Source organism: Cohnella sp. GCM10027633, from assembly GCF_042675445.1.
Taxonomy (GTDB): domain Bacteria; phylum Bacillota; class Bacilli; order Paenibacillales; family Paenibacillaceae; genus Cohnella.
The window spans coordinates 206,047-232,686 of the sequence record NZ_JBHTGV010000008.1; the positions used below are offsets into that span (position 1 = coordinate 206,047).

The window sequence follows — 26,640 nt, forward strand, 5'->3', positions numbered from 1 at the left end:
CCTTGCGCAGGAGTGAGCGACGTTATCGGCGAAATGTTCACGGAGCAATTCGCGAACAGCATGACCGCAGGCGCAGCGATATCTCGAGGAGGGCATTCTCGTGGGCAAACGTTACGAAGGAAGCAAAACGCGGGCGATCTCGTTCCCGCTCGGCGGCATCGGCACGGGCAGCATCGGTCTGGCGGGCAACGGACGCCTCATCGACTGGGAGATTTTCAACGCGCCGAACAAACGCAGCTTTAACGGATATAGCCATTTCGCCGTCAAAGCGGAGGCGGACGATCGAGTCATCGACGTCAGGGTGCTGAACGGCGACTACCCTTCCCCGTACATGGGGGAACCGGTGAGGGGAGGCCACTTGCACAGCGGCTACGGATACGGACCGGAAAATAACACGATGGCGGGGATGCCCCATTTTCGCCGGCATTCGTTCGAAGGTTCGTTCCCGCTGGCGAGCATGACGTTCGAGGACGACAAGTTTCCCGGAGCGGTCGGCTTGATGGCGTTCAATCCGTTCATTCCGATGAACGACCTCGATTCCGGCTTGCCGATCGCCATGTTCGAAATCTCGTTCGAGAATCCTCTCGACTACGCGGTTACGTACACCGCCGCGCTTACGACGTCCAACCCGAAGGCGGGGGAAAGGACCGCGAACCGATTCGCCGCGAACGAGGAAGGCGTCAGTCTATTGAAGCTGGGCACGGAATCTTACGGGACGGACGATCCTTCGTACGGGGATATGACCGTCGCGACCGACGCTTCGTCCGCGAGCTATCAGGAATATTGGTACCGCGGCGGATGGTGCGACAATCTCGAGATGTTCTGGCGGGATTTCGCGAAGCCCGGCGCATTAGCGAACCGCCGCTATCCGTCCGATCAGCCGCCTCATTCGCGGCACAAGGATAACGGCACGCTGGCCGCTCGATTGACGGTGCCTCCCAAGGGCAAGGGCACGCTTCGCTTCGCGCTCGCGTGGCACTTCCCGAACGTGTACAACAGCTGGAATCCGGAGCCTTCCGGCCGCACCGTCTGGCGCAACCATTACGCGACGCGGTTCGAGGATTCCGCCGCTGTCGCGGCATACGCGCTGTCGCATTGGGACAGTCTGCTCGGAGAAACGCGGACGTTCCATGACGCGTTGCACGCCTCGACGGTTCCGGCGGAAGCGTTGGAAGCGATCGCGGCGAATCTGGCGGTGCTGAAGTCGGCGACGTGCCTTCGTCTGACGGACGGATCCTTCTACGGCTTCGAAGGGTGCATCGAGGACGTCGGCTCCTGCGAGGGCTCGTGCACGCACGTCTGGAATTACGCGTACGCGCTGCCGTTCCTGTTCCCGTCGCTCGAGCGTTCGATGCGCGACCTCGACTTCCGATATAACCGGCGCGAAGACGGCGGGATGGCGTTCCGGCTCATGCTGCCGCTCGGCAGAGATCCGGGCACGTTCCGCGCTTGCGTGGACGGACAGATGGGCGGCGTCGTGAAGGCGTACCGCGATTGGCGAATATCGGGGGACGACGAGTGGCTGAGGCGCCATTGGCCGGTCATCAAGAGCTCCGTCGAATACGCGTGGAGCGATCGCAATCCGGACCGCTGGGACGCGGACCGCGACGGCGTAATCGAGGGCCGGCAGCACCATACGCTGGACATGGAGCTGTTCGGGCCGAACGCTTGGCTGAACGGCTTCTACTTGGCGGCGCTCAAGGCGGCCGCCGAGATGGGCCGTTATCTCGGCGATACGGCAGCGGCGGCCGAATACGCCGAGCTGTTCGCGAAAGGCAAAGCTTGGACGGACGAGCATCTGTTCAACGGGCGCTATTACGGGCAGAAGGTCGACCTGACCGATCGCGACGCGCTCGAGCGGTACGACGAGGGCGATTCGTTGTTCGGGGATCGCGCGGTCGACGCCTATTGGAACGAAGAAGCCGGGGAGATCAAGTATCAAGTCGGGGAAGGCTGCGGCATCGATCAAGTCGTCGCGCAATGGCACGCGAACCTGTGCGGTCTCGGCGAGATCTTCGATCCCGGGCAGACGAGAACGGCGCTCGGCGAGCTGTACCGGAACAACTTCAAGGCGAACATGCGCGACGAGGCGAACCCTTGGCGGTTGTTCTCGCTTAACGACGAGGGCGGCCTCGTCATCTGCTCTTGGCCGGAAGGAAGCGAGCGGCCGGCCGTGCCGCTGACGTACGCGCCGGAGACGATGACCGGCTTCGAGTATCAGGCGGCAAGCCATATGATTCAGGAAGGAATGCTGGACGAAGGGCTGCGGATCGTCCGGGCGATCCGCGACCGTTACGACGGCGAGAAACGCAATCCATGGAACGAGATGGAGTGCGGCAGCAACTATGCGCGGGCGCTGGCCAGTTACTCGCTGCTGCTGTCTTACTGCGGCTTCTCTTACGACATGACGCGAGGCGAGATCGGGTTCCGGCCCGTCATTCGCTCGGATGACGGCTTCCGAACGTTCTGGTCGGTCGGCGGCGCCTGGGGCACGTTCGAATCGAACGCGGCGGGCGGCGAGCTTCGCGTGCTCGGCGGCGAGCTCGTTCTCCGCAAGCTCGGGCTGCCTTCGGGATGGGACGGTGCTTCGTCCGTTGCCCTCGTCGGCGGCGGGCCGGTTAGGTTAGCCGAATCGGAGGAAGAGGAAGGCTTGCGCTTCGCGGACCCGGTGACGGTGTCGCCGGACAATCCTCTCGCTTGGCGCAAAGCCTGAATTTTTGCAAGGAACGGACGACGGAAATCGCCGGATACGCGGCGGTTACGTCGTCTTTTTCATGCGAGCGGCAGCCATGCCGTTTTTAAATTATTTGAAATCCGTTCAACAAATCTTTAATCCTCCCTCGGCATTAATATCTCTTATAATTCTATACGGATAGGGGTATTTACCATATTACGCAGGTCATGGAAAAGGGGCTGTCGATCTTGTCGAACGATTACAGCTCTCATGATGCGTTGTCGGAAATGTTCATTAACGAGACGACGAAGCTGCTGATGCAATTGGAATCCTCGATGCTGCGATTCGAGAAGTCGAAGCCGGATACGGCCGATTGGATCAACGGAAGTTACCGGTCGGTGCGCGCGATTAAAGGCTCCTCCGCTTACATGCGGCTGACGGGCATCGCTTCTGTCGCTCAAGCGATGGAGGGGCTATTCGATTACATGCGCGAACGGCAACAGCAGTCCTTGGAGGCAGGCCTGCCGACGGACCTCATCATGGAAGGAATCGGTTACATAGAGATCGAGCTTCATAAGTTCCGGAACGGACAGGAGACGGACGGGGACCCGGAGCGTCTTGTTCGGAATATCCAGCGTTGCTTGCAACGATTGCAAGGCGATGCGCAGAACGGCTTCGAAACCGCTGCCCGCGCGGCTGCCGTCTATGTAGCGGCGATTCGATTCGCGGAAGATTGCAGGATGGCGGACGTGAGGGCGTTCGGCATCGTTCACAGTCTTGCGTGTATCGCCGGCAACGTTCGCCATACGCCGAAAGAGCTGATAGGCGGTAAGGATGCGGATCGCCGGATTCTTGCGAACGGCTTCCGAGTTCGGTTCGAAACGGATCGCGAATACGACGAGTTGTACGATTTTCTGAATAACGTAGCTTGCGTCTCAAGCGTGGAGTTAAAGCGAGTCGACTTGCAAGTCGTTGGAGCGATGCCCGCTCAGGACGGCGACGATAGCGATAGCGGTCGATAGCTCGCCGGGCGTTCCGTCTATCCGTTCTAGCAAATTTTGCATGTCATCTTCTGCCGTATCGTTATGATATACTTCAACGAACCGGCCAGAGGGAATATCGCGAGGGTGAGGCACTAACAGCATGAATATGGAACATCTAGAATACGCGGTGGAAACCGCGAAGGCAGGGTCTCTCTCCAAGGCGGCGGTCCGGCTGAACGTCACGATCTCCACCGTCAGCCAAGCGGTATCGAATCTGGAAGCGGAGCTAGGGGTGAAGCTGTTCCAGCGTAACAATCAGGGCGTTATCCCGACGGCCGAGGGGCGCGTCATTATTGCCAAGGCGGTCGAGGCGCTGGACAAAGTTCAGGAGATTCGACTGGAGGCGTCGTATCTCGCGAACTTGAACGCAAGGGATTTACGCATAACCGGATCCCTCGGATTAATCTCGTTGGTATCCGATACGCTATCTGATTTTCAACGCGATTATCCGTTATTGCGTATGATCGTATGCATTCGGAACAACGAGCAGATCGTGGAAGATCTTATTCAACGGCAATTCGATATCGGACTGGCAACGTCGTTCGAACATATGCTATACAACCATGGCAAGCTGCGCGCCCACCGCATGTTCGTTACGCAGCTTTGCCTCGTCGTCGGACGCCGTTCGCCCTACGCCGCTCTGGAATCGGTCGACGCCGAACAGCTTCGGCAGATCCCGCTCGGAGTTTTCAAAGAAAGCAGCCTGAAGCATATGATCGGCCAGTTCTCGACATGCTACGGGCCGCTGAACATCGTGCTGGAAACCGATCACTCGAACACGCTGAAGCGCATGATCGCAGACGGAATCGTCGCGTCGGTTCTGGCTGAAAAAGTCATCAGAAGCAATCTGAACTTCCCGGAGAGCGAGTTTGCGGTTATTCCCCTTAACGTGCCCTGTTGGGGGCGGCTCAGCGGAGGATGGATACGCGCGAAAGATAAGCCGTTGTCGGGTCCGGCCAAGGAGCTCATTGCCCGCATCGAGCAGAGGATCGGAAGCTATTGATCGAAGCAGCCTGGACAGGCTGCTTTTTTTCGTTAGGGCGGCATTCCGCGCATACAATAGCATAAGGCCCGATTCGGGCCATTCGCGCGAGAGAGGTGCTATGGCGATGAAGAACGGGAGAGGCTTCGTCATCGGGGTGTTGGCGGGATGCGCGTTGATGCTGGCGTTGCCGACGATGGCGGCTACGGTGAAGTATACGCTCACGGAAGCGACCTATCCGATCGAGGTGAACGGCTCGGTATATTCGGATCCGCAACTGCCCGTCTTGAACTATAAGGGCAGCACGTACATTCCGCTGCGGGCGGTCGGCGACGTTCTCGGGGCGTCGGTGGCCTGGAACGAGGCGAAGAAGAAGGTGGAGATCCGGTCGGGGGAAGGGCAGGCTTTGCAGAACAACGCGTTCCGTAACATCCTAGTCGGCGGAAAAGGCGGCGAATATACCGTCACGGGCGAAGGCAGGGTGTTCGAAGCGACGATGAGCTACGCGGTCGAGGACGGACACTACTACTTGCTCGAGAAGAACGTCCAGTTGGACGAAGGCGCGCCCGCGTGGTCTCCGTTCAAGCTCGATATCGCGATTCCGAAGCATCAGCTGCCGTCCAACGGGACACTGACATTGGAGCTGTTCGAGTACAGCGCCAAGGACGGTACCCGCATCAATGTGCTGATCGTACCGCTGGAAAGGTTCGCTCCCGGGCTGGCTGCGGAGTGAGCCATCGGCTAGTTGCCCGCGCTCCACGCAGCAACGGCATCGCGATCGCCTCAATTGTAGCAGCGCGGACCTGTTCATGAAGAATCCGCGGCAATCCCTGACAGGATTCCCCCTTCGAGGGGGCTCGATCAGACCGCGTTGCCACCCGGGCTTCTCCGCGTTCGTGGTATATTGGAGGAATAGCAAAGTACGCACTCTGCACCGAGAGAGGTAGATGACAGATGAGAATTACGCGGCACCCAGCCAATCCGATCGTCACGCCGGGCCTATACGATTGGCGGAAGGCGACCGTGTTCAACCCGGCGGTCATTATCGAGGGAGATAAATTCTATATGATCGAACGGACGGCGGGCAGCTTGGATCCGTTCCAATGCTTCTTCGGCTTGCTGGAGAGCGACGACGGAGTCGACTTCCGCCACGTTCTGGACAAGCCTGTCATCCATCCGGAGCAGCTCGGCTTCCCGCACGGCAGCATTCAAGATCCGCGTCTCGTGAAGATCGACGACATCTTCTACTTGAACTATGCGCTGCGTCCTTGCTCGATGAGCTACTATCCGACGGGCGTCGGCATTCCGAACAGCTCCAAGCCCGAATATCCGGACGGATGGGGCGAACCGGGCGACTGGCTGACGCGCTCGTCCATCGCGACGTCGAAGGATCTCATCCATTGGGAGTTCCTATGCGACACGACCCCGCTGGACATCAACGACCGCGACAACATTCTGTTCCCCGAGAAAATAGGCGGGCGATACGCGCTCCTTCGCAGGCCGGAGGAGTACATCGGGCCGGCATACGGCACGGAGAAACCGGCGATGTGGATCTCGTATTCGGATGATCTGATCGAATGGGACGATCCGATCTTGATCGCGACCGCGGAGCAAGAGTGGGAGTTCAAGAAGATCGGCGGATCGACGCCGCCCGTTAAGACGGAGCACGGCTGGCTGACGCTCTACCACGGCGTCGGTCCCGACCACGTCTACCGCGTCGGCGCGATGATGCTCGACCTGGAGCGACCGGACCGCGTAATCGCCCGCTCGCCGGGCTTCATCATGGAGCCGGAGACGTATTACGAGAAGTTCGGCTTGTTCATTCCGAACGTCGTCTTCCCGACGGCGAACGTCGTGAAGGACGGCTTGCTGTATATCTACTACGGCTGCACGGACACGTCGATCGGTCTGGCGACCGTGCCGCTCGGCGAGCTGGCGGCGCACGTGATGCAATGGCCGGTGCGTGACTGACCGGCAGAGCTGGACGCAAGTCTGTTCGATTCGGTAAAGTGAATGTTGATAAAATATCGGAATATAGACGCAAGCAAGAAGGAGGCCGACCGATCCATGATCTTGGAAGTCATCGCGACTACGGTTGCCGACGCGAAGGATGCTTCCCGATACGGCGCCGACCGGATCGAGCTCGTGACCGGCATCGCCGAGGGCGGCTTGACGCCGAGCGCGGCTTGACGCCGAGCGCGGGTCTGATCGAGGCGGCGGTCGCGGCGGTCGCGATTCCGGTGAACGTCATGATCCGGCCGCATAGCCGGTCGTCCCGCTACGACGAGAACGACGTCGCCGTCATGCTGCGGGACATTGCGATCGTTCGGGAAGCGGGTGCCGCCGGAGTCGTGTTCGGCGCATTGACGGCGGACGGCGGCGGGATCGATACCTCGCTGCTGGAGACGGTATTGCGGGCGGCCGACGGGCTGGACGTGACGTTCCACCGCGCGTTCGACGAGCTCAGTGATCAGCTCGCGGCGCTGGACGTCCTCGCGAAGTATCCGCGGATCAGCCGAATTCTGACGTCGGGGGGCCGCTCGCCCGCCCCGCAAGCAATGCCGCGCCTTCGCGAGCTGCATGAGGCGGCCGGCCGATCGCATCTGCGCATTCTCGGCGGTCACGGGCTTACGCCGGATACGTTGGAGGCGTTCATTCGCGAGACCGGCGTGCAAGAGGTTCATTTCGGATCCGCCGTTCGCTCGGACGGCACGTTCGGCAGTCCGATCGACGCGGGCAAGATGGCGAGAGTAAGGTCGATTATGGCGAATCGGTTTGAATAACGGCAGCCGCCGATCGAACGGGAGGCGAGAGCGGACACGGACGCGGGCGAATCGTGTTTAGGGTCGGCAGCTATGAACTTTCTCCTTCGCAATGACGATATAAGCAAGAATAGAATCTATCGTCCAGAGGTGGAAGTTCGCGCATGTTTCGTTCGTTCAAGATGCTTATCGCTATCGCCCTATGCTGCGCCGTCGCGACCCCGACTACCGTTATCGCGGCAGCCAAGCCCGAACCGCTGTTTCCGTTCATCCAGCGCGGCAAGCTCGGGTACGTGAACAAATCCGGCCATATCGCGATTCCCGCCAAGTTCGACACGTATACGTACGAACCGTTCGCGCCGGAAGATCGTCTCTTGCCCCAAGCGATCGGTAAATTCGAGGATGCCCAATGGGGCTTCATCGACCGTACGGGGCGTTTCGTCATCGAGCCGCAATACGAATACGTCGGCGAATTCGAGAACGGAATCGCCAAAGTCGGCACGAAGAGCGGCGAACGTTGGATCGACGAGACCGGCAAGGTCGTCATTGCCGGCCACGACGTAATGGGCGGTTTCGGAAGCGAAGGATTCGCGATCGCGGCCGATCTCGTCGGTTACGACGAAGCTTACAATCCCATCCATACGTTTAACTTCATCAATAAGGATAACGCCTATTTAAGCGACATTTCTTTCGCGGGCGCGTTAGGGTTCTCGGAAGGATTAGCCGCGGTCAATATCGGAGGCAAGAGCAACATCTGGGGTCAACCGACGGGAGGCAAATGGGGCTATCTCGACGCGAAGGGTCGCATGGCGATCGAAGCGAAGTTCGATTATGCCTTCTCGTTCGTTAACGGGTTCGCGGGTTTCAACGTCGGAGGTAAACCTTCGACGCAGGGGGCGGTCGGAGCGATCGGCATTCCCGCGGGAGGCAAGTGGGGTTATATCGATCGAACCGGCGCCGTCGTCATTAAACCCCAATATCAAGATATCGGTTCGTTCTCGGACGGCGTCGCCCCGGCGAAGCTGAAAGACAGATGGGGCATTATCGATACGTCGGGGAAATTCGTCGCGAAACCGATCTATCGGCAAATAGATCCGATGGACGGCGGCATGTTCCGAGTCGCTAACGATGCGGATTACGAGTCGTACGGCATCATCACGCAAACCGGTCGTATCGTCGGCAACGGCTTCTCGGAGCTCGGCGACCGGTTCGCCGGAGGCTTGCTGCACGTATATCGGAAGTCGGACAATACAGGCGCTTATATCGATACGAAGGGGAAGTTCGTCCTCAAGCGCAAAGGCGTCCGCTACGGGGATTTTCGAGACGGAATCGCTACCTACTCTTACACGTCCGACAAAAAGCATCTTCGAGGGCTGATGGATCGCAACGGGAAATACCTCACGAAACCGATCTTCCTTCATGTCGACGAATTCCGTTACGGGCTGGCGCACGTTACGATTCCGGATGCGAAAGGCAATCTATACGATGCGTACGTCGATACGAAGGGCAAAACCGTCTGGAAGAGCAAAGTTCCGCAATAGCCTCGAGTCGCGGTACCAAAGAAAACGGCTAAGCAGATACGAATCTGCCTAGCCGTTTCGCGTATCAATTATCGTACGGATCGATCGTCAAGATTTTGCCGTCCGCGTCGTAACGCAGCTCCGTGTATTTCACGGAGCGCTTGTTGTCGGCGCCGCCGGACAGCGAGCTGTCGTGGTAGAACAAGTACCATTTGTTCTTGAATTCGACGATGGAATGGTGCGTCGTCCAGCCGATGACGGGCGTCAGGATCGTGCCTTGATAGACGTAAGGTCCCTTGGGATCGCGACTAATCGCGTACACGAGCTTGTGCGTCGAGCCGGTGGAATAGGACAGATAGTAGTAGCCGTTATACTTGTGCACCCACGGTCCTTCGAAATACCGGCGATCTTCGTCGCCGGCCGGAATCGGATTGCCCTTGTCGTCTACGATCGAGATTTCGATCGGCGTCTCCTTGAACGTCAGCATGTCCTCGCTCAATTCCGCCACTCTAGGTCCGAGCGACGGCTCGTTGCCCGAAGGTCCCTCGCTGTTCGGCTCGAACGTGCCCGACTGCCATTTTTCCAACTGGCCGCCCCATAGTCCCCCGAAATACATGTACGACTTGCCGTCTTCGTCGACGAACACGGCCGGGTCGATGCTGAAGCTTCCCGGGATATAATTCGGTTCGGGCGAGAACGGACCCGATGGGGATTCGCCCGTCGCGACGCCGATGCGGAAGACGCCTTCCTTGTCCCGCGCGGGGAAGAACAAGTAGTACTTGCCGTTCTTATAAGCGGCGTCAGGCGCCCACAGCTGCTGGCTCGCCCACGGAATATCGCGCAGATGGAGCGCTTCTCCGTGATCGACGCAAGGCGCGCCTTCGCCTTCCATGGACAGGACGTGATAGTCTTCCATATCGTATTGGTCGCCGTTGTCGTTCGACTCTCGCTCGTGATCGAGATCGTGGGAAGGGTAAATGTAGATTCGGCCTTCGAACACGTGGGCGGAAGGGTCCGCGGTGTACATGTGCTTGACGATCGGTTCGTTGCGTTTCGTTGCTTCTGACATCCCGATTCCTCCTTGGTTCGCGTGCGCTCGCGTCCGCCGAAGCGGTTACACCCCCCAATCCTATCATACCGTCCGCGCATGGGTACCCCAAGAACGATAGCATTAACCCCTAGAATGTATAGGAGTGGTTCGCTGTGAACGGACAATAGAGAAGAAGACCTTCCGGATAAGGAAGGTCTTCTTGCGCATCGTCGCGTGCGCCGTGCTTAGCGCAGCTCGGCCAACCGTTCGGCGAGACGGTCCAGCGTTTCCGTAATTCCCTGCTCCATGCCCATTTCCACCACTTGGCGCAGCGCTTCCTCGGAAGCGTACGTGCTCGTGCTGACCATGAGCGTCTGATCTCCTTGGTCGAAGAATTGCCACGTGCTCTCGCTGGCGGGCAGATCCCCCGATTCGGTTCCTTCGGCGTCGGAGAAGTAGTCGACGAGGACGATCTTCTCGTTCGGCACGATTTCCTTGTAGATCGCTTTGCCCCACGACTCCATGCCGTAGTAATCGCCTTGGCTCTCGTCCATGCACTTCATGCAGTAATGCCAACTGCCGCCGGCGCGAAAATCGATGTTGCAGACGGTCAACGTCCAACCGCGAGGACCCCACCAATGCTTCAGATGCTCGGGCTGGGAGTAGGCTTGGAACACGAGGGAGCGCGGCGCGTTGAATATCCGCTTCAGCGTGAATACGCGCGCTTCCGCGCCGGCGAACGTGACGGCGGGCAGACGGGCTTCGAGGCGATCGAGCGTCTGATTCGCGCCTTCGAGCGCGCCGTACTTCTCGACCGACAGCTTCAGCTCTTCCTCGGAGCGGAACAGCGACCGCATCGTCAGCCGCGTCCCGTCGCCTTGCTGCTCCAGCGTTACGGTTACCCGGAACAGCTCCTCGACTTCGCCGTCGCCGTGCGAATACTCGAGCTTCTCGGCGTTCGTAACGTCGATGAACGAGATGACGTTCACGTAATCGGTTCCGTCCGGGCCGTGCATGACGTAACGCCATACGCCGCCGGATCGGACGTCGATCTCCTCGGTCGTCGTCGTGAAGCCTTGCGGCCCCCACCAATGGGCCAGATGCTTCGGATCCGTCCAAGCTTTGAAGACGAGATCCTTGGGAGCGCGGAAGCTGCGGGTCACGGTAAGCTCGCGCCCTTGAACGGACGTCTTCGCTTCGTTCGTTGCGTTGGTCATGATTTCATTCCTCCGATTCGGTAGTGGCTTCGGGGCGTTCATCGCCCGTCGCGCGGGATGGGTGTTGCGCGCCTTGCATGTGCTTCAGATAGCGGACGAGCCGGTCGAGCCGTTCGTCCCATAAGTGCCTGCAAGCCGCGAGCCATGCGTTCATCTCGAGGAACGGCTCCGGCCGAAGCCGGTAGATTCGCCGGTTGGCGACGGCATACGCCTCGACGACGCCGACTTCGCCCAGCACGCGGAGATGCTTCGATACTTGCGGTTGGCGCAGGCGAAGCCGAATCGCGATCTCCCCGACGGCGAGAGGGCCGTCGCGCAGCAGCTCGACGATCCTGAGCCGATTCGGCTCGGCAAGCGCCGCTAATAGTGTCGTATCCATTCGCATCGACCCGCTCGTTCCTTGAATGGTTCTTGCCAATAATATACCCGAACAGGAATATGCCTGTAAAGGAATATTTAAAAGTTTTTTGTGCGGCAGCGGATTGACGGGGTTATTGTATTAGTGTCATAATACAGTCAAGCGACAGGAGGGACGATTGCGTTGCTGAATTTTCGCGAGTTGCAATTGAATCAGAAGACGCCCGTCTACCTGCAGATCGCTCTGTACGTGAAGCGGCGCATCTTGCTGCGGACGGCGTCGTCGGGCGATCGCTTGCCGTCGAGGCGGGAAGTCGCGATGCAGCTGGAAGTGAATCCGAATACGGTGCAGAAGGCGTTCAAGCTCATGGAGGACGAAGGCTACGTGAAGACGAGCAGCACGCTCGGCAGCGTCGTCTACGTGGACGACGAGGTTTACGGCCGGATCGAAGCGGAGCTGACGCGCGAGCTGGTCGGGGAATTCATCTCGTCCGCGAAGGAAATCCGCCTGCCGTTCAAGAAGGTCGTCGATCTGATCAGCGAGATGTGGGAGTAACCGCGCTTCGGCGCGCATTATCTGTATTAGGATCATCATACAATCGGGGTGAACGGATGAAGAGCTTCTATCGGTTGTTCAATTACGAATTCGCCGCGATGGGGCGCGTACTGCTCATCCTGTGCGCGGTCATGTTCATCGCGACATGGAAGCTGGTCGGAGACGAGATCGCGGATTATTCCGAGCATAAGGTCAACGAGCGGTACGAGGATATATACGCCGCATCCGGCGGCATGACGTTGGCCTTGTTCGTCTTCGCGGCGTTCAGCGCGTATTTCGTCATCCGGCTGTATTCGAATTATTGGGGGAGCAAGAGCATCTATACGTTGCTCGCGCTGCCGATGAAGCGCGAAGCGCTATACGCGGCCAGGCTGGCGGCGTTCGCCGTTGGCTTGACGGGGTTAGTAGCGATGCAATGGTTATGCATTCGGTTCGGATTCGATCTGGTGTCGGACAAAACCGCTAGCTACGGAGACGGAAGGTTCGTCATGCACAACGGTTTGTTCCTGGCGGTCATCCGTTCTGCGGAGCTGCGGTTGTTCATGCCGGTCAGCGCGGGCGGAATCGTCGCCGCGATCGGGATGTTGGCGGCATGGACGACGGGATTGATGTACGTCGTCACGTGCGAACGCGCGCGTCGGTATTGGTTAATCGGAATCGCGGCCGTCGCGGTGTACATGATGTTCCGGGCGTACCGCAGGATGACGGACTGGGCATGGGCGTACGACTTGACGGAGGCGAGCTTGTATCGGAACGGTATCATCCTGCTGGCATTCGCCGCATTCTTCGTCTGGCATAGCATTCGCATGTATCGCAGAGGCGCGATCGCATAAGGAGGGTTGACCATGCTCGCATGGCGATGGGTGAAGAGACACGCGGCGATTCCGGCGCTGGCGTTCGCGATATTCGTTGTTGCGTATGGCAGGACGGATCTGTTCGCGGACAAGGAGAAGGGGACGTTCGAGCTTGTCGACATGCAAGGGGACCGTTCGGCGATCGAGGATGTCGTCTTCGGAGGGGACCTCGGAGATAAGGTGCATCATACGACGTTCGCGGTCGATGGCGGGAAGGTCGGCACTCATACGGTATTGGAGACGGCGCCTAGCGTCGATATCAATCGGCGCATACCCGGCTTCGGCGAGCAGATCGGCGAGTGGCGGTACGAAGTGCATGGCGCTCCGCCGTTCGAGATTAACAGATATAACGGCACAGCGGGCGGGACGGTTACTGTTCATCCGAATATCACCGAGCATGGCGGTTCGGCGAATTCTCATTCCTATATGAACTCGCTTGAGTACGGGATCGCGAATATCGGCGAGCGGGTATTCTTCGTCGTGCCGACGACGAAAGACTACACGGGTAAGAGCGCTATCTATGAGCTCGATTACGCCAGCGCCAACAAAGAGAATAATTACCGCGGCGAGGCGCGCGAGCTCGTCCCGATCAGCCTCGAACGGAACGAGCAGGCGGACGAACCGAATACCGGTATTCAGGTATTCGGCCTGGAAGCGGTCGGAGATACGCTCGTGCTCCTGTTAGAAGAGGACGGCAAACTCGTGTTCCGCGGCTACGACAGTCTAAGCGGCGAACCGATCGGTGAAGTCGTCGGTGAGGGGCTGCCGGCGAAGGCGCTCATGAACGATGCATACCGAGCGTTCGTCGACGAGGACGAGAATGTATTGAACGTCAGATTCGATGCCAAGCCCGCGCCGATCGTATACAGTATCGGGAAGACGGACGAAGGGCTGAAACTGCTCGCCCGGACCGAACTGGATCAGGTCGCCGGGATGGAGGATCGCGATTATTATAATCCGTCCATTATGGCGGTCAGCTTCCGCAACGGGAAGCTGTACGTCGCGAAGACGGTCACGGAGATCGACGAGGCGAGCGGGTATACGTATCGGCTGGAATGGCCGCGGCATCTGTTCCTGGAAGCCTATCGGGAAGGATCGCTACTGTACCGCGGCGAATTGCGAACCGACGTGAACGACGACAGCATTCGGATGCTGTCTCCGATTCAGCGGGATATCGGCTATTCCATCGACGATAACCGGCAGTTCGGCAGCTTGCGCATCGAGAATCCGGACGGAAAGGGGCTGTAACATGCTCATCCTGCGAGACATCGTGAAGAAATACGTGGGCAATACGGCGCTCTACGTCGGCGATCTCACCTTGCGGCCGGGCGAAATCGTCGGTCTGCTCGGGGCGAACGGAAGCGGTAAGACGACGCTGATGAAGGCCATCATGGGCATCGGGGAGCTCGAGCTCGGCGGCGTGCTGCTGGACGGCAAACCGCTGAAGAGCCAATACGATAACGTCGCGTTCATTACCGAAGAAGGCAGCTACTTGCCCTGGATGACGCCGATGCAGTATGCGGAATTCCTCGCCGATTACTATCCGCGGTTCGATCGGGCGCATTACGAGCACCTGCTTCGCTTCTACGAACTGCCGACGGATAAAAAGATTCGGACGATGTCCAAGGGGCAGAAGACGAAAGTCGAGATTTGCGCCGGCATGGCGAAGCGGGCTCGCGTTATTCTGATGGATGAGCCGTTCCAAGGCAAGGATATTTTCGCGAGAAGCGATTTCCTGAAGCTCATGATCGCCCAACTGAAAGGGGACGAGATCATCGTCATCACGACGCATCTGATCGACGAGATCGAGAACGTCATCGACCGGGCGATCGTTCTGAGCCGGGGCGCCGTCCGCGCGGACGTCATGGTCGACGAGCTGAGGGAGCAAGGCCGCACGCTGACTGAGCTGATGGCGGATGCCGCGAAGACCGGCGTAACGAGCTATAAGCGGCCGGTCGAGATCGAGTGACAACAGAAGAGGGGCGCAGTCCAGTCGATATTCGACCAGACTGCGCCCCATTTAACGCTACCACAAGTGCTTAAATCGCCGTCTCGAAGCTGCTGCGCCAATTAACGCTACCACATATGCTTAAATCGCAGTCTCGAAGCTGCTGCACCAATTAACGCTACCACATATGCTTAAATCGCAGTCTCGAAGCTGCTGCACCAATTAACGCTACCAGAAGTGCTTAAACCGCCGTCAACATGCATCCGCGCCTATTAACCCCACCACGAGTGTATATTCCACCAACCGCTGCAGTCCCGAACCCATTCGCGTCTCCACGTGTGCTTAATCCACCTATCGGCGCATTCTCGAGCTAATTAGTACCACCACATGTGCTTATTTTGCCGGCTGCGACGCCTCGAGCAGCTTCAGGTACGTCCGGTAGCTGCGCTCGCCGCACTCGGAAATCGAGATCGGGTGGAAGCCGTTCACCTCGGCGTACAGCGTGTCGTTAAGCGGCGCGGTCCACGATTCCGGCAACGCCCTCGCGCCGAGCATCGCGCCGACGATCGAGCCGATCGTCGCGCCGTTGCAATCGGTATCCCATCCCCCGAGGACGGCAGTCGTCACCGAGCGTTCGAAATCGCCTTGGCCGAAGATCAAGGCGGCGGCGACGAGCGCGGCGTTGTTGTTCGTGTGCACCGGATCGTAGTGCTTGAACGCCTCCCAGATTTGCTCGACGAGCTCGAGCTGAGTGCTTGCGCCGAGCGCAATGTCGATCGCCCGTCCGATATCGCTCGCGAGCCGGCAGTTCGCCGGAATCTCGCCGAGTCCGATGCGAACGATCTTCAGCGGGTCGCTCTCGGCGAACGCCGCGGCAATCATGGCGGCGACGAACATCTCGCCGTAGATGCCGTTCTTGACGTGGGAGAACGACGCGTCCCGCCAAGCCAGCTCGGCCGCGAGCTCCGGCCGTCCGGCGGCGCCGTATGCGAAGCCGTCGGCGCGAATCTGCGCGCCGATCCATTCGCGATACGGGTTCAGATGCTCGCGAACCCACTTCCGCCGCTCCGGCCAATCGCTCGGCTTGCCGACGGTCCAGCCCGTAATATGCGACGTGACGTGCGCGAAGTTCAGGTACGCCTGCGTCTCCGCCGTGCATACTTGCGCGTAAGTCAACCGCGAATGCCACATTTTCCCGATGTCCCAGCTGTCCCAGTCAAGACCTTTCTCCTCCAGCATCAGCATGCCGAGCACAGTATAGCGGATGTCGTCGTCCGACTCCATGAAGCGGATGTGCTCGCGCGTGCTCTTCTTGCACCAGCCGTTCACTTCCAGTCCGTACGCCTGCTCCGCGCGGGAATGCTCTGGCGTATAGCCTTGAATCGGCCATGCGTCGGCGCCTTCGAACCAGAGCTGGACGTTGCGCCAGCCGGGACGTCCGTCCGAACCCGCCATATACGGCTTCGACTCGAGCGGCTTGCCGAGCGCGCAGCCGACGCTGCGGCCGAGCCACGCGCCATGGAACTTGTCCTTCAGAGCCGACTCCTCGCCGGCCAACGCTAACGTTCGCGAGCCGAGCGGCCGAGCGGCACGAATGTCCTCCAACTCGGACGGTTCGCTATAAGGGAAGTCCGGGCGAATCGGCAACGCCCGGAGCTCCTCGTACAAGGCCATCAACTTCTCGCGATCGTCCGGAGCGATCGCCGCCAGCTTGTCGGCCATGCCGGACGTGTCGCAGCCCTCTTCGGTTCTTTGCGTAATCTCGAATTTCACCAGTTGATCCAATGCGTCCCAACCCGCCATCTCGTTATTCGCCGCCTTTTCTTTTTTCCTCATTGTAGACGTACGGACAACGCGGCGCTTCTCATCTTCCTACTCCGGATTCTCATTAATTGCGATCGATCCGTATTGCTTGCGATAATCCGCCGGCGACATCCCTTCCGCGGCTGCGAACGACCGATAGAAGCTGGGCACGCTCTGAAATCCGCTGGCGAAAATAACGTCGGTTACCGGCACCGATGTACCGAGCAATTGCCGCCGGGCTTCGTTCAGGCGCAGCTGCAGCACGTAATCCTTGAAGGCGCGGCCGGTCGCTTCGAGGAACCGCCTGCTCGCGCGCGAGGGGCTTACGCCCATGCGCCGGGCCAGGTCGCCAAGCACGAGCGGCTCCGTATAATGGGATTCCACGTAAGAGAGCAGCTCGCGCACTTCGCGGAAGGCCGCGCCTTGCCTGGCGCGGTCTTCGTCCGTCAGCCGGCTGGCATGCTCGCGAAGCAGCAGCGCGCATAGCTGAAGCAGGCTGCCTTTGGCCGCCGAACGATAACCGGGCGATCGGTCCTGCAGCTCCGTTTCGATACGCGCCGCGATCGCGGACAGCTCGACCGCCAGCGGAGACTCTGCCGGTATATGGTTCAAGAATCGATCGGACGGATAGCAGAACGGCAAGAGCAGCTGCTCGTCCTCCTTCTGCAGCCATTCCGGATCGAAGTTCAAGAAGATGAACGTGCATGGCTCGTCCGGATCGGATTGCGCGATATGCAGTTCCGCGTTGTTCACGACGAAGCCGTCGCCCGGACGCACGGCGAAGCTCTTGTTGCCGAAATGGAACGTTCCGCGGCCCGACACGCAGCAGCCGATCTCGAGGCTCGTATGGTAGTGCAGCGGTTCCTTGTACGGCTTGGGCGTCCATCTGAACGCGTTGATCGGAATGTCGTGCTCGTAACGAACGTGTAGACGCAACGGATAAGCCCCCTTATGCGTTGTCAAGCTTGGCACTATCATAGCATAGCGGCGTGGTTGCGCGGACATGCGAAGTGATATACTGTTTATATCGTATACACATTCAGACGCGCCAGCGTACGGAAAAGGAAGATCGGCATGGATCACACGAATCGCACGAACAACGGCCATGACGGTCGGGAAGACGAGGATTGGGCCGGCTTGTCGAACGGGGCGAAGCTGAGCTGGGGAATCGTCAAGCCGTCGCGCCGCGGACCGAAGGGCGAACTGAGCATCGCCAAAATCGTGGAGGCGGCCGTCGAGATCGCGGACAGGGAAGGGCTTGCCGGCTTATCGATGAATCGGGTCGCTTCCGCGCTCGGTTTCACGACGATGTCGTTGTATAGATATATCGCGAGCAAGGAAGATTTGCTCGTCTTGATGCAGGAAGCGGTAAGCGGCGCCGACATTCCACCGGAACGCGAGGACGCGGATTGGCGGGCAGAGATGAAGGGGTACGTTCATGCGTGCATTCAAGTGTTCGTGAAGCATCCGTGGTACGGCGATATTCCGATTGCCGGCATTCCGACGACGCCGAACGCGCTTCGGTTCGTCGATTGGGCGTTAAGGACGATGCGACATTTTCCGGTGAACGATTACGAGAAAATGTCGTTCCTGCTGCTCCTCAGCTCCTATGCCAGGTCGTACGGCATTATCCATCGGGACGCGATGAGGATGATTCAAGCCGGCGGGACGATGGAAGGCTTCAACGGCATGATGGCCGGGCCGGCGCTGCGAAAGCTCGTGAAGCCGGACCTGTATCCGGAGCTTCACCCGGTCGTCGCTTCGGGTATTTTCACGGGCGAGCAGGAGCAGCATAACCCGGTCGCGAACGATCTCGAATTCGGACTCGAACGCATACTGGACGGGATCGCCGCCTATCTCGAGCGCAAGGGCATGTCCGCTACATAGAATGATAAAAAAAGTCCGCGTAACCTGCGACAACGCAGCGTTAGGCGGACTTTGTTCGTTCGAGGCGCGATTACCGACGCGCGGTTTTCTTGCGGAACGCGTACGCGCCCCACAGGACGGCGACCAGCAGAATGGCCAAGCACCACCCTACAGCGATTAAGCCGTGCTGCTCGGCGCCTCCGGTCAGCAAGCCGCGAATCGTATCGATGACCGGCGTGATCGGCTGATGGTTCGCGACGCCTTGCAGCCAGCTCGGCATCGTGCTGGTCGGGACGAAGGCGCTGGACAGATACGGAAGGAAGAGCAGGGCGAAACCGTACGCGCTTGCGGCGGCGGGACTCTTCGTCACGATGCCGATCGAGGCGAACAACCAAGTGAACGCCAGAATGAACAACGCGATCAGGCCGAGCGCCGCCAGCCATTCGCCTGCGCTGGCGGTAGGACGGAAGCCGACGAGCAGCGCGACGCCGATGACGACGCCGGTCGCGAGCAGGTTGCGTACGACGCCGGCGACGACGTGGCCCGTTACGACGCTCGCGCTGCTGATCGGCATCGCGCGGAACCGGTCGATGATGCCGTTCGTCATGTCCTGCGCCACGTCGACCGCGGTGCCCGATGAACCGAAGCCCGCGCAGAGGAGGATGATGCCCGGCACGACGTAGTCGACGTAGTTGCCGGTCGGATCCAGCGCGCCGCCCATGACGTAGGTGAACAGCAGCATGAGCATGATCGGGAGCGCGATCGCCATGACGAGAGCTTCGGCGTTGCGAAGACTGAGTCTCAAGCTTCTTCCGATGAATACGGCGTTCGTGACGGCGAACGTGGCGGCGTTGTTCGCGGGCTGCGCTTGCGGAGCGTTCGAGATCATACCGCCACCTCCGATTGTTTCCCCGTAAGCGCCAAGAAGACGTCTTCCATGCTCGGCTTGCGAATGCCGACGCGGACGTGCGGCGACGCGAAGCGCATCGCTTCCTGCAACGCTCTGCCGACGTCTTGGAGCGTGCCGTCCGTCGCGATCGTCTGGACGACGGCGTCGTTCTCGTCCCGCAGCTCGATCACTTCGCCTCCTACGCGAGATTTAAGCTCTTCGGCCGTTCCCGTCGCGACGATGCGGCCGCCGACGAGAACGGAGATCAGATCGGCGAGTTCGTCTGCTTCTTCCAGGTATTGCGTCGTCAGGAAGATCGTGATGCCTTGTTCCCTCAGCTTCTCGATGATGGCCCATAGCGCTCGTCTGCTCATCGCGTCCAACCCGGTCGTCGGTTCGTCCAGGAACAGCACCGGGCGAGGCGCGGCGAGGCTGAGCGCGAGATCCAGCCGTCTGCGCATGCCGCCCGAGTACGTTCTGACGAGCTTGCCGGCCGCGGCTTCGAGGTCGAAGTACGCCAGCAATTCGACCGTCCGCTCCCGCGACGCCGTCGCTGTCAGTCCGGACAACCTGCACAGCATGCGTAAATTTTCTTGGCCGGTCAACGCCTCGTCCACCGCCGCGAATTGGCCGGTCAGGCTGATCGCGCTCCTGACGCTTGCCGGATCCGACGAGACATCGAAGCCCGCCACTCTGGCGATGCCCGCGTCCGCGGCCGTCAGCGTGGACAGAATGTGAATGAGCGTCGTCTTGCCCGCGCCGTTCGGACCGAGCAAGGCGAACACCTTGCCCGCGGGGACGGCGAGATCGATGCCGCCTAGCACCGTGGCGTCTCCGTAACGCTTGCGCAATCCGATCGTCTCGATTGCGGGTTGGTTCATTGGGCGTAGCCTCCTTATAATCGAATAATAACTGTATGCAATATAAACAGTATATATCATATACAATTAATTGGCTACTACCATCGACAGGTAATCCGGCATGATCGGAGATCGGTTCAATGATCGACGGAGCTTACGAAGCGATAGACGATCGCGTTGAACGCTTCGGGAGCGTCCGCGTTGGCGCAATGCCCGGCCCCGGCGATCAGCGCGTATTCGGCGTCCGGCTCCGCGGTATGCCAGTCTGCGGCGGCTGCGCGCGCCAACGGCATATCGTGCTCGCCGACGACGATGAGCAGCGGGTAGGGGACGGGCGCGTTCGAACGCCGGAACAGCTTGTTCATACCGGCCATCGACGCGAACGACTTCCGCGCGAAACGGGCGATGCCGCGTTCGAACAGCGCGCGACCTTGCTCCGTGAAGCAGGATACCTTCAGTACGTAGCTTCTGAATTTGCGCATGGAGAAGACGACGTACAGCAGCCATTTGAATGCTTCCTTGCGTTGCGCCTTGATGACGCGGGCGATCGGACGATGGATCGAGTAGCCGCCGACGGCGGCGACGGATCGCGTCGACTCCGGATACTTGTCGGCGAACGCTTGGGCGACCAACGAGCCGAGCGAGACGCCGATCAAGTGCGCGGAGTCGATGCCGTTCTCGCGCAGCACCCGGGCGACGATATCCGGCGCGTCCTTCATGGCGACTCCGGTCCGCCGCGTCGTCGTATCTCCGTGCCCGGGCAAATCGATCGAGACGACGCGGTATCGTTCCGCGAACGCCGCAATCTGGAACTCGAAGACGTGCTTGTCGGCGAACGCCGGATGCAGCAGCACGATCGCCGCCGCGCCGGCAGGTCCGGCTATGTCGTAGGCGATCGTCGCGCCATGGATCGCGGTCGTTCGCGCGGTGCGGGTATTCATCGGGGCAGTCCTCCTCTTCGGCAGCGACCCTTCGCAGAATTATAGGTTGCGTATGTACCTGATAGATATAATATGCGTCAGCGGAATCTGCCCATTCCTGCTAATCGACCTGCGACATCAATCGACAGAATTCGCTATTCAGACCGACCCCAATACGGTAAATTAGAAGTATTAGGATACGAAAAGGCGGGTGACGGGATGCTGAAGGAGCTCATTCTCAACTTTGTTATCATGAGCGTCTATTTGTTCATCGTATCTCCGTTGTTCATTCGGGAAGGACCGCTGTCACGAAACAAGCTCGTCTATCGGCTTGCGGCAGGCGGCGTGTTCGGCGCGCTCGGCACGATTCTGCTGTTCTTCAGCATTAACGTCGGCGACCATACGCCGCTCAATATGCGGGGCGTCGCCTTAATGCTCGCGGCCTATTTCGGCGGTCCCGCCGGCGCGTTGTCGGAGCTGTTCGTCGTCTACGTCGCGAGGTTCCTCAAGGAAGGCTCGCTCGATCCGGTGCAATGCGCGATCGGGGTATCCGCCGCGCTCGGAACCGGGATACTGTTCGCTTGGATGCGAAGCTACGCCGCCAAGTGGGTTGTAGGCACCGCGTTCTTGTTGAACTATTACTACTTCGGACTATGGCTCGCCGGACAAATCTCGATCGCCACCGTATGGGATTACATCCTGTATCAAGCAGCCTACTCCGCGCTCATCGCGGCGCTCTTGTTCTACTTGATACGCAACGAGCAGGATAGGCGAATGCGCTTGCACGCCGAACGGGAGACATCGTTCATTCTGCGCATGCAACCGGGATTCACGTTCAGGTTCAAGCGAAGGAACGGCAGCTATTATTACACGCTGATCGAAGGACAGCTGCTGCCGCGGATCGGCGCGGAGCCGTCCGATTTCATCGGCAAACAGCTCGAGGAGGTGCGCCTATTCCCCGCGGAATACGCGAGCTTCCTGAAGGGGCAATACGATCGCGCCTGGGAAGGCGAGCAGGTGTCCCACGAGAAGCAGTTCAGCGAAGTCATGATCCTCGTGACGCTTCATCCGGTCGAGCAGGACGGCGTCGTATCCGACGTCGTCGGCACCGCGATCGACATCACCGACTTGAAGAAGCGCCAAGAGGCGGACGAGTCGAATCGGGCGAAGAGCCGGTTCCTTGCCCAGATGAGCCACGAAATCCGGACGCCGATCAACGCGATCATCGGACTGAACTACATACTCCAGCAGACGGACCTTGACGCTCGGCAGCAGGACTACATCGCCAAGTCGATTACGGCCGCGAAGAGCCTGCTCTCGATCGTGAACGACGTGCTCGACTTCTCTAAGATCGAGGCGAACAAGGTCGTGCTGGAGCATATCGAGTTCGACCTGTACGAAGTGCTCCACAACCTATCGAACCTCGTCAGCTTCAAAGCTCACGAGAAAGGGCTTAAATTCCGCTTCTCCATCCACCGCGACGTGCCGCAGATGCTCGTCGGCGATCCGTTCCGCTTGCAGCAGATTTTGCTTAACGTAACGAACAACGCGGTCAAGTTCACCTCGCGAGGAGAACTCGAAATCTCGGTAAACATGGGCGAAGGGGAAGCGGGAGGCGCCCGGGTCGTCTTCTCGATCCGCGATACGGGCATCGGAATGACGGAGCCGCAGATGGAAGGGCTATTCCGCGAATTCACGCAGGCGGACATGACGACGACGCGCACGTACGGCGGGACGGGGCTCGGCCTGGTCATCAGCAAGAAGTTCGCCGAGCTGATGGGAGGCGGCATTACCGTCCGGAGCCGCATCGGCGAAGGCAGCACGTTCACGATCGAACTGCCGTTCCTTTCCGCCGATTCGGCCGAGCCGGATGCGGGGAACGACCGGGAATCGCATGTCGTCCGCGTCTTGCTCGTCTGCGCGGATCTCGAGATGCAATGGGTGCTCCGGAGGCAGCTCGGACAGTTCAAGCTCGTCGTTCACGTCGCGGCGAGCGCCGCGGAAGCGCGGGACAAGCTGAATAACGGAGGGACGTACGCGCTCGTCCTGCTCGATTGGAAGCTGCAGGGCGACGATCCGGAACGGTTCGCCGAGGAGATCCGCTCGCGGAAATCCGCAGGATCGCCGGCGATCGCGATCATCAGCGCGTATCACGAGACGGAATTGCAGGCGCTCGCGCCGGCGGCGCATATCGACAAGGCGCTGCTCTATCCGATCAGCCAATCCCAGCTCTATAACGAGATTATCGAGCTGGTCGCGTTGCAGTCGATATTCAAGCCGCCTGCGACCGCCGGCCCGGAAGGGGCGAGACCTTACGCTGCGCTGAAGGGCGCGGTCGTGCTCCTCGTCGAGGATAACGAGATTAACCAGATCGTCGCCAAGGAGCTGCTGAGGGACTTCGTCGCCCGAGTCGACGTCGCGGGCAACGGCATCGACGCGGTCGCGTTGGCGAACAGCATCCGCTACGATGCGATTCTCATGGACTTACAGATGCCGGAGATGGACGGCTACGAAGCGACCAGAGAGATCCTTCGACTCGATACGGGACGCGACGTGCCGATCATCGCGATGACTGCCGACGCGATGAAGGGCGTGGAAGAGCAAGTGCTCGCCATCGGCATGGTCGCTTACTTGACCAAACCGTTCGATCCCATCGAGCTGTATAACGCGTTGCAACGGTTCGTGCGTCCGGCGCCGAAGGCGGAAGTCGCAGAAGCGGCGATCGGGGATACGCTCGATCGGGAAGCCGCGCTACGTCGTCTTGGCGGGAATGCGGAGCTGTACGGCCGAATTCTAGCATTATTCGTATCCGAGCACGCGAACGGCGTCGCGCTCGTACGCGAAGCGTTGGCGGCCGGAGACGCGGCGGAAGCCGCGAATCATGCGCACTCGCTGAAGGGAGTCGCCGCCAACATCGGCGCCGTCCGCTTGGCGGAGGCGATGGCGCGGCTGCAGTCGGCGGCGGACGGCGGCGGGGACGCTTCGGACGTCGAGCGTCTGCTCCGGTTAGCGGAGACGGAGCTTCGGGCGGTGTTGCGCGACATCGCGGCTGTGTAACGTACGCCAAGAGCCGTCCCTTAATCATTCTCGGTTGATTAAGGGACGGCTCGTTTTCGATTCGTTCGTTGTACATCTTCGCACCTTCGTAACTCAAAGTCCGACGCCATCCGGGATGTATGTGAAATTTCATATTATTATCGGCCCAGCGGGACCATTCAGCCATTATATATGAAATTTCAAAGTTATTCGGCGCGAAGTGGCGAAGCTCGTGGGATGTGTATGAAATATCGAGCCTATCGTCTCGAAACCGGCGGATCGTCGAAATTGTATATGAAAAATCAAATTTATTGCGATACTGATCGCCGAGCACCATCAAGACGACGCTCCCGCCATATTTCCCTAAACCCCGCTCACCCCCGCCGCTCGCCGAGAGCCTCGATTTTCCGCAGCTCCTGCTCGAGCCGCTCTCTCTTCGCCGTTTTCACCGGCCCGATGCCCGTCACCTTCACCGGCGCGATGCCGCAGAAGTTCAAGACGGCCTTCTTCATGAGCCGGTGCCCGGCGTTGCCCATGGCGAGCCGGTAGTACCAAATCGGCGAATCCATCGTTACGATGACTCTCGCCGACCGGCCTTTCAGCAGCTTGTCGACGAGCAGCGAGTTCGGTCTCGTCTTGAACGCGAAACCGGGCAGCAGCGTTCGGTCCAGGAAGCCTTTCAACACGGCCGGCATCGATCCCCACCAGTTCGGATAGACGATGACGAGATGCTCGGCCCACGTAATCGTCTCCTGCGCGGCAACGAGATCGGGCTCCAACTCGGACCGTTTCGTATAGCCGTGCTTCAGGTTCGGATCGAAGCTCATTCGGCTCAGATCGAGGATGCGCACCTCCGCGCCTCCGCGCCGGGCGCCCGCCGCGTATGCTTGCGCGAGCGCGTTGCAATAGCTGTACGGGTAAGGATGGCCGATAATAATCGCGATACGGTTGTTCTTCATTCGGAAGTTCCTCCTCGCGGCGCTCCACAGGGAGCGTCGTCTCGTGATAAGATAGCTGTGACTTCATCGTAACGGCTATGATTGCACGAACGAATGATCATTGGCGCGAACGAATGGATGGAACGCGCGAGTACGCGCGAACGGAAGGTGAGAACGAGTGGAAGGACAGACCGTATCGGTATCGCTTCTCTATCCGATCATGAAGACGATGTCGCTGCACGGGTACGAGTGGCGCGCATTTTGCGAAGAGGCGGGGATCGACCCGGACATCGCGCTCGACGCGGAAGCGCGCATGCCGTCGATGACGTTCGAGAGGGTCGTCGCGACGGCCGTCCGGCGCACGGGAGACGAGCTGTTCGGCTTGCGTCAAGGGAACCGGGTCGCGATGTCCGATCTCGGCATGCTCGGCTACGTCATGATGCATTCGGGGACGCTTGGCGGCGCGATGGAAGCGACCCGCAGATATAACGACATCGTCTGCAGCGGCTTCCGCGTCGTCGTCGAGACGGAAGGAGACGACGTCATCGTCGCGATGTCGCTGGACGGCTCCGAGAATCCGAGCCGGCATTGCATCGAGGACATGTCGGCTTCGTTCTATAAGACGATGCGGGAGCTGAGCTGCCGCTCGGTTCCGATCAAGTCCGCTAGCTTCGCGCACGAGCCGCCCTCCGCGGAGGCGCTTGGCGAGTACATGGAGGTCTTCGGCGTCATGCCCGCCTTCGGGGCCGCCGCTAATTCGTTGCGATTCGAGAACGGCGTGCTGGATTACCCGGTCATCGGATCGGACGCGAGGCTGCGCGAGGTGTTCGGCAAGCTGGCGGACGACGCGCTTGCGAAGCTGACCGGCGAGTCCGCGCTGACGAACCGGCTGCGAGCTTGGATCGTGTCGTGCATGCCTTCGCACTATCCGACGCTCGCCCAAGCGGCGCAAGCGATGTTGATGAGCGCGCGCACGCTGCAAGATAAGCTCAAGGCGGAGGACACCTCGTACAACCGGCTCGCGAACGAGGTGCGCAAGGAACTGGCGATCGCCTACTTGGCGCGGCCCGAGTACGCGATCGGGGAGATCGCGTACCTGCTCCACTTCTCGGAACCGAGCGCGTTCCATTCGGCGTTCCGCAGATGGACGGACGCGGCGCCGGGCGAGTACCGGCAACGGGCGCGGTCGGGGGCGTAAAGTTAATAAGCGACGATACGCGATATTGAGGATGAAACGCCAAAAAGCCTGCAAATAGTCGAGGCCACTGAAAAAGTCCAAGTGAATGAAAAGGTACAGACTCTCTTTATTTTGAGGGACTGTACCTTTTTCTTGATATAATGAAAGCATTACGTCGGAAGGATGAAGACCATGTTTCAACCCCAGA

The 26,640-nt window shown here is 59.7% G+C and carries 24 protein-coding genes and 1 pseudogene; 15 read left to right on the top strand and 10 right to left on the bottom strand.

All coding sequences use genetic code 11. The annotated features are described in order from the left end of the window. The first annotated feature begins 100 nt into the window (after positions 1 to 100). The 8 genes from ACFQZG_RS18710 to ACFQZG_RS18745 all read left to right on the top strand — a co-directional run bounded on the left by ACFQZG_RS18710 (position 101) and on the right by ACFQZG_RS18745 (position 9,002). Positions 101 to 2,713, top strand: a complete 2,613-nt coding sequence (locus tag ACFQZG_RS18710) for a GH116 family glycosyl-hydrolase (protein ID WP_378155229.1) — start codon at positions 101 to 103, stop codon at positions 2,711 to 2,713. Positions 2,714 to 2,922: 209 nt separating this feature from the next. Continuing rightward, positions 2,923 to 3,696 carry an Hpt domain-containing protein gene (locus tag ACFQZG_RS18715; protein ID WP_378155231.1) on the top strand — a complete coding sequence of 258 codons (774 nt, stop codon included), beginning with the start codon at positions 2,923 to 2,925 and terminating at the stop codon, positions 3,694 to 3,696. Positions 3,697 to 3,817: 121 nt separating this feature from the next. Then, positions 3,818 to 4,720, top strand: a complete 903-nt coding sequence (locus ACFQZG_RS18720) for a LysR family transcriptional regulator (protein ID WP_378155233.1) — start codon at positions 3,818 to 3,820, stop codon at positions 4,718 to 4,720. A 106-nt stretch (positions 4,721 to 4,826) separates the two neighbouring features. Next, positions 4,827 to 5,432, top strand: coding sequence for a Gmad2 immunoglobulin-like domain-containing protein (locus ACFQZG_RS18725; RefSeq protein ID WP_378155235.1), 606 nt, complete (start codon positions 4,827 to 4,829; stop codon positions 5,430 to 5,432). A gap of 221 nt (positions 5,433 to 5,653) precedes the next feature. After that, positions 5,654 to 6,670 (top strand): glycoside hydrolase family 130 protein, encoded by a 1,017-nt coding sequence (locus ACFQZG_RS18730; RefSeq protein WP_378155237.1) that lies wholly within the window; start codon positions 5,654 to 5,656, stop codon positions 6,668 to 6,670. Positions 6,671 to 6,766: 96 nt separating this feature from the next. Further along, positions 6,767 to 6,889 (top strand): copper homeostasis protein CutC, encoded by a 123-nt coding sequence (locus tag ACFQZG_RS18735; protein WP_378155241.1) that lies wholly within the window; start codon positions 6,767 to 6,769, stop codon positions 6,887 to 6,889. Next, positions 6,886 to 7,482 carry a copper homeostasis protein CutC gene (locus ACFQZG_RS18740; protein ID WP_378155243.1) on the top strand — a complete coding sequence of 199 codons (597 nt, stop codon included), beginning with the start codon at positions 6,886 to 6,888 and terminating at the stop codon, positions 7,480 to 7,482. Before ACFQZG_RS18735 ends, ACFQZG_RS18740 begins: the two co-directional genes overlap by 4 nt. Positions 7,483 to 7,625: 143 nt before the next feature. Continuing rightward, positions 7,626 to 9,002, top strand: a complete 1,377-nt coding sequence (locus ACFQZG_RS18745) for a WG repeat-containing protein (protein ID WP_378155245.1) — start codon at positions 7,626 to 7,628, stop codon at positions 9,000 to 9,002. Between the two features lie 64 nt (positions 9,003 to 9,066). Here the strand turns inward: ACFQZG_RS18745 and ACFQZG_RS18750 are convergent, their stop codons facing one another. From ACFQZG_RS18750 to ACFQZG_RS18765, 4 genes and pseudogenes are all read right to left on the bottom strand, one after another. Continuing rightward, positions 9,067 to 10,050: a glycoside hydrolase family 43 protein gene (locus tag ACFQZG_RS18750; RefSeq protein WP_378155247.1), complete on the bottom strand. Its 984-nt coding sequence runs from the start codon at positions 10,048 to 10,050 to the stop codon at positions 9,067 to 9,069. A gap of 206 nt (positions 10,051 to 10,256) precedes the next feature. Continuing rightward, positions 10,257 to 10,766, bottom strand: a complete 510-nt coding sequence (locus tag ACFQZG_RS18755; RefSeq protein WP_378155277.1) for an SRPBCC domain-containing protein — start codon at positions 10,764 to 10,766, stop codon at positions 10,257 to 10,259. 9 nt (positions 10,767 to 10,775) lie between these two features. Further along, positions 10,776 to 11,270, bottom strand: a pseudogene (locus ACFQZG_RS18760) (SRPBCC family protein); the annotation flags it as partial. Further along, positions 11,233 to 11,607: an ArsR/SmtB family transcription factor gene (locus ACFQZG_RS18765; RefSeq protein ID WP_378155249.1), complete on the bottom strand. Its 375-nt coding sequence runs from the start codon at positions 11,605 to 11,607 to the stop codon at positions 11,233 to 11,235. The pseudogene ACFQZG_RS18760 and the gene ACFQZG_RS18765, both read right to left, overlap by 38 nt. A 162-nt stretch (positions 11,608 to 11,769) precedes the next feature. Here ACFQZG_RS18765 and ACFQZG_RS18770 point away from each other — a divergent pair, with 162 nt between their 5' ends. The 4 genes from ACFQZG_RS18770 to ACFQZG_RS18785 are packed head-to-tail and all read left to right on the top strand — an operon-like array spanning position 11,770 to position 14,964. Continuing rightward, a complete protein-coding gene (locus ACFQZG_RS18770; RefSeq protein ID WP_378155251.1) occupies positions 11,770 to 12,141 on the top strand; it encodes a GntR family transcriptional regulator in 372 nt (123 codons plus the stop codon). Positions 12,142 to 12,197: 56 nt separating this feature from the next. Beyond that, on the top strand, positions 12,198 to 12,974 hold the full coding sequence (locus ACFQZG_RS18775; protein ID WP_378155253.1) for a hypothetical protein: 777 nt from the start codon (positions 12,198 to 12,200) through the stop codon (positions 12,972 to 12,974). 12 nt (positions 12,975 to 12,986) lie between these two features. Next, positions 12,987 to 14,243: a hypothetical protein gene (locus ACFQZG_RS18780; protein WP_378155255.1), complete on the top strand. Its 1,257-nt coding sequence runs from the start codon at positions 12,987 to 12,989 to the stop codon at positions 14,241 to 14,243. A gap of 1 nt (position 14,244) precedes the next feature. Further along, entirely contained in the window at positions 14,245 to 14,964 is a 720-nt protein-coding gene (locus ACFQZG_RS18785) for an ATP-binding cassette domain-containing protein (protein ID WP_378155257.1), read from the top strand. Positions 14,965 to 15,336: 372 nt separating this feature from the next. On the opposite strand, the gene ACFQZG_RS18790 is transcribed toward ACFQZG_RS18785, so the two are convergent. Then, positions 15,337 to 16,746 (bottom strand): ADP-ribosylglycohydrolase family protein, encoded by a 1,410-nt coding sequence (locus ACFQZG_RS18790; protein WP_378155259.1) that lies wholly within the window; start codon positions 16,744 to 16,746, stop codon positions 15,337 to 15,339. Between the two features lie 69 nt (positions 16,747 to 16,815). Beyond that, positions 16,816 to 17,682, bottom strand: coding sequence for a helix-turn-helix domain-containing protein (locus ACFQZG_RS18795; protein WP_378155261.1), 867 nt, complete (start codon positions 17,680 to 17,682; stop codon positions 16,816 to 16,818). A 138-nt stretch (positions 17,683 to 17,820) separates the two neighbouring features. On the opposite strand from ACFQZG_RS18795, the gene ACFQZG_RS18800 reads away from it, so the two are divergent. Further along, positions 17,821 to 18,633, top strand: coding sequence for a TetR/AcrR family transcriptional regulator (locus tag ACFQZG_RS18800; RefSeq protein ID WP_378155262.1), 813 nt, complete (start codon positions 17,821 to 17,823; stop codon positions 18,631 to 18,633). 70 nt (positions 18,634 to 18,703) lie between these two features. Here the strand turns inward: ACFQZG_RS18800 and ACFQZG_RS18805 are convergent, their stop codons facing one another. From ACFQZG_RS18805 to ACFQZG_RS18815, 3 genes are all read right to left on the bottom strand, one after another. Then, positions 18,704 to 19,501, bottom strand: a complete 798-nt coding sequence (locus tag ACFQZG_RS18805; RefSeq protein ID WP_378155263.1) for an ABC transporter permease — start codon at positions 19,499 to 19,501, stop codon at positions 18,704 to 18,706. Beyond that, entirely contained in the window at positions 19,498 to 20,382 is an 885-nt protein-coding gene (locus tag ACFQZG_RS18810; RefSeq protein WP_378155265.1) for an ATP-binding cassette domain-containing protein, read from the bottom strand. The genes ACFQZG_RS18805 and ACFQZG_RS18810 overlap by 4 nt, the downstream gene beginning before the upstream one ends. 116 nt (positions 20,383 to 20,498) lie before the next feature. Continuing rightward, entirely contained in the window at positions 20,499 to 21,302 is an 804-nt protein-coding gene (locus ACFQZG_RS18815; RefSeq protein WP_378155267.1) for an alpha/beta fold hydrolase, read from the bottom strand. Between the two features lie 198 nt (positions 21,303 to 21,500). Here ACFQZG_RS18815 and ACFQZG_RS18820 point away from each other — a divergent pair, with 198 nt between their 5' ends. Continuing rightward, positions 21,501 to 24,338 (top strand): response regulator, encoded by a 2,838-nt coding sequence (locus tag ACFQZG_RS18820; RefSeq protein ID WP_378155269.1) that lies wholly within the window; start codon positions 21,501 to 21,503, stop codon positions 24,336 to 24,338. Positions 24,339 to 24,691: 353 nt separating this feature from the next. Here ACFQZG_RS18820 and ACFQZG_RS18825 read toward each other — a convergent pair whose 3' ends face one another. Next, on the bottom strand, positions 24,692 to 25,276 hold the full coding sequence (locus ACFQZG_RS18825) for an NAD(P)H-dependent oxidoreductase (RefSeq protein ID WP_378155271.1): 585 nt from the start codon (positions 25,274 to 25,276) through the stop codon (positions 24,692 to 24,694). Positions 25,277 to 25,433: 157 nt separating this feature from the next. Here ACFQZG_RS18825 and ACFQZG_RS18830 point away from each other — a divergent pair, with 157 nt between their 5' ends. After that, complete coding sequence (locus tag ACFQZG_RS18830) at positions 25,434 to 26,453, top strand: AraC family transcriptional regulator (protein ID WP_378155273.1); 1,020 nt, start codon at positions 25,434 to 25,436, stop codon at positions 26,451 to 26,453. Positions 26,454 to 26,640: the final 187 nt, after the last annotated feature.

Coding starts and splice junctions, on each gene's coding strand:
- ACFQZG_RS18720 (WP_378155233.1), top strand. CDS start 3,818: ATGAATATGGAACATCTAGAATACGCGGTGGAAACCGCGAAGGCAGGG.
- ACFQZG_RS18725 (WP_378155235.1), top strand. CDS start 4,827: ATGAAGAACGGGAGAGGCTTCGTCATCGGGGTGTTGGCGGGATGCGCG.
- ACFQZG_RS18730 (WP_378155237.1), top strand. CDS start 5,654: ATGAGAATTACGCGGCACCCAGCCAATCCGATCGTCACGCCGGGCCTA.
- ACFQZG_RS18735 (WP_378155241.1), top strand. CDS start 6,767: ATGATCTTGGAAGTCATCGCGACTACGGTTGCCGACGCGAAGGATGCT.
- ACFQZG_RS18745 (WP_378155245.1), top strand. CDS start 7,626: ATGTTTCGTTCGTTCAAGATGCTTATCGCTATCGCCCTATGCTGCGCC.
- ACFQZG_RS18750 (WP_378155247.1), bottom strand. CDS start 10,050: ATGTCAGAAGCAACGAAACGCAACGAACCGATCGTCAAGCACATGTAC.
- ACFQZG_RS18765 (WP_378155249.1), bottom strand. CDS start 11,607: ATGGATACGACACTATTAGCGGCGCTTGCCGAGCCGAATCGGCTCAGG.
- ACFQZG_RS18775 (WP_378155253.1), top strand. CDS start 12,198: ATGAAGAGCTTCTATCGGTTGTTCAATTACGAATTCGCCGCGATGGGG.
- ACFQZG_RS18780 (WP_378155255.1), top strand. CDS start 12,987: ATGCTCGCATGGCGATGGGTGAAGAGACACGCGGCGATTCCGGCGCTG.
- ACFQZG_RS18785 (WP_378155257.1), top strand. CDS start 14,245: ATGCTCATCCTGCGAGACATCGTGAAGAAATACGTGGGCAATACGGCG.
- ACFQZG_RS18790 (WP_378155259.1), bottom strand. CDS start 16,746: ATGGCGGGTTGGGACGCATTGGATCAACTGGTGAAATTCGAGATTACG.
- ACFQZG_RS18800 (WP_378155262.1), top strand. CDS start 17,821: ATGGATCACACGAATCGCACGAACAACGGCCATGACGGTCGGGAAGAC.
- ACFQZG_RS18805 (WP_378155263.1), bottom strand. CDS start 19,501: ATGATCTCGAACGCTCCGCAAGCGCAGCCCGCGAACAACGCCGCCACG.
- ACFQZG_RS18810 (WP_378155265.1), bottom strand. CDS start 20,382: ATGAACCAACCCGCAATCGAGACGATCGGATTGCGCAAGCGTTACGGA.
- ACFQZG_RS18815 (WP_378155267.1), bottom strand. CDS start 21,302: ATGAATACCCGCACCGCGCGAACGACCGCGATCCATGGCGCGACGATC.
- ACFQZG_RS18820 (WP_378155269.1), top strand. CDS start 21,501: ATGCTGAAGGAGCTCATTCTCAACTTTGTTATCATGAGCGTCTATTTG.
- ACFQZG_RS18825 (WP_378155271.1), bottom strand. CDS start 25,276: ATGAAGAACAACCGTATCGCGATTATTATCGGCCATCCTTACCCGTAC.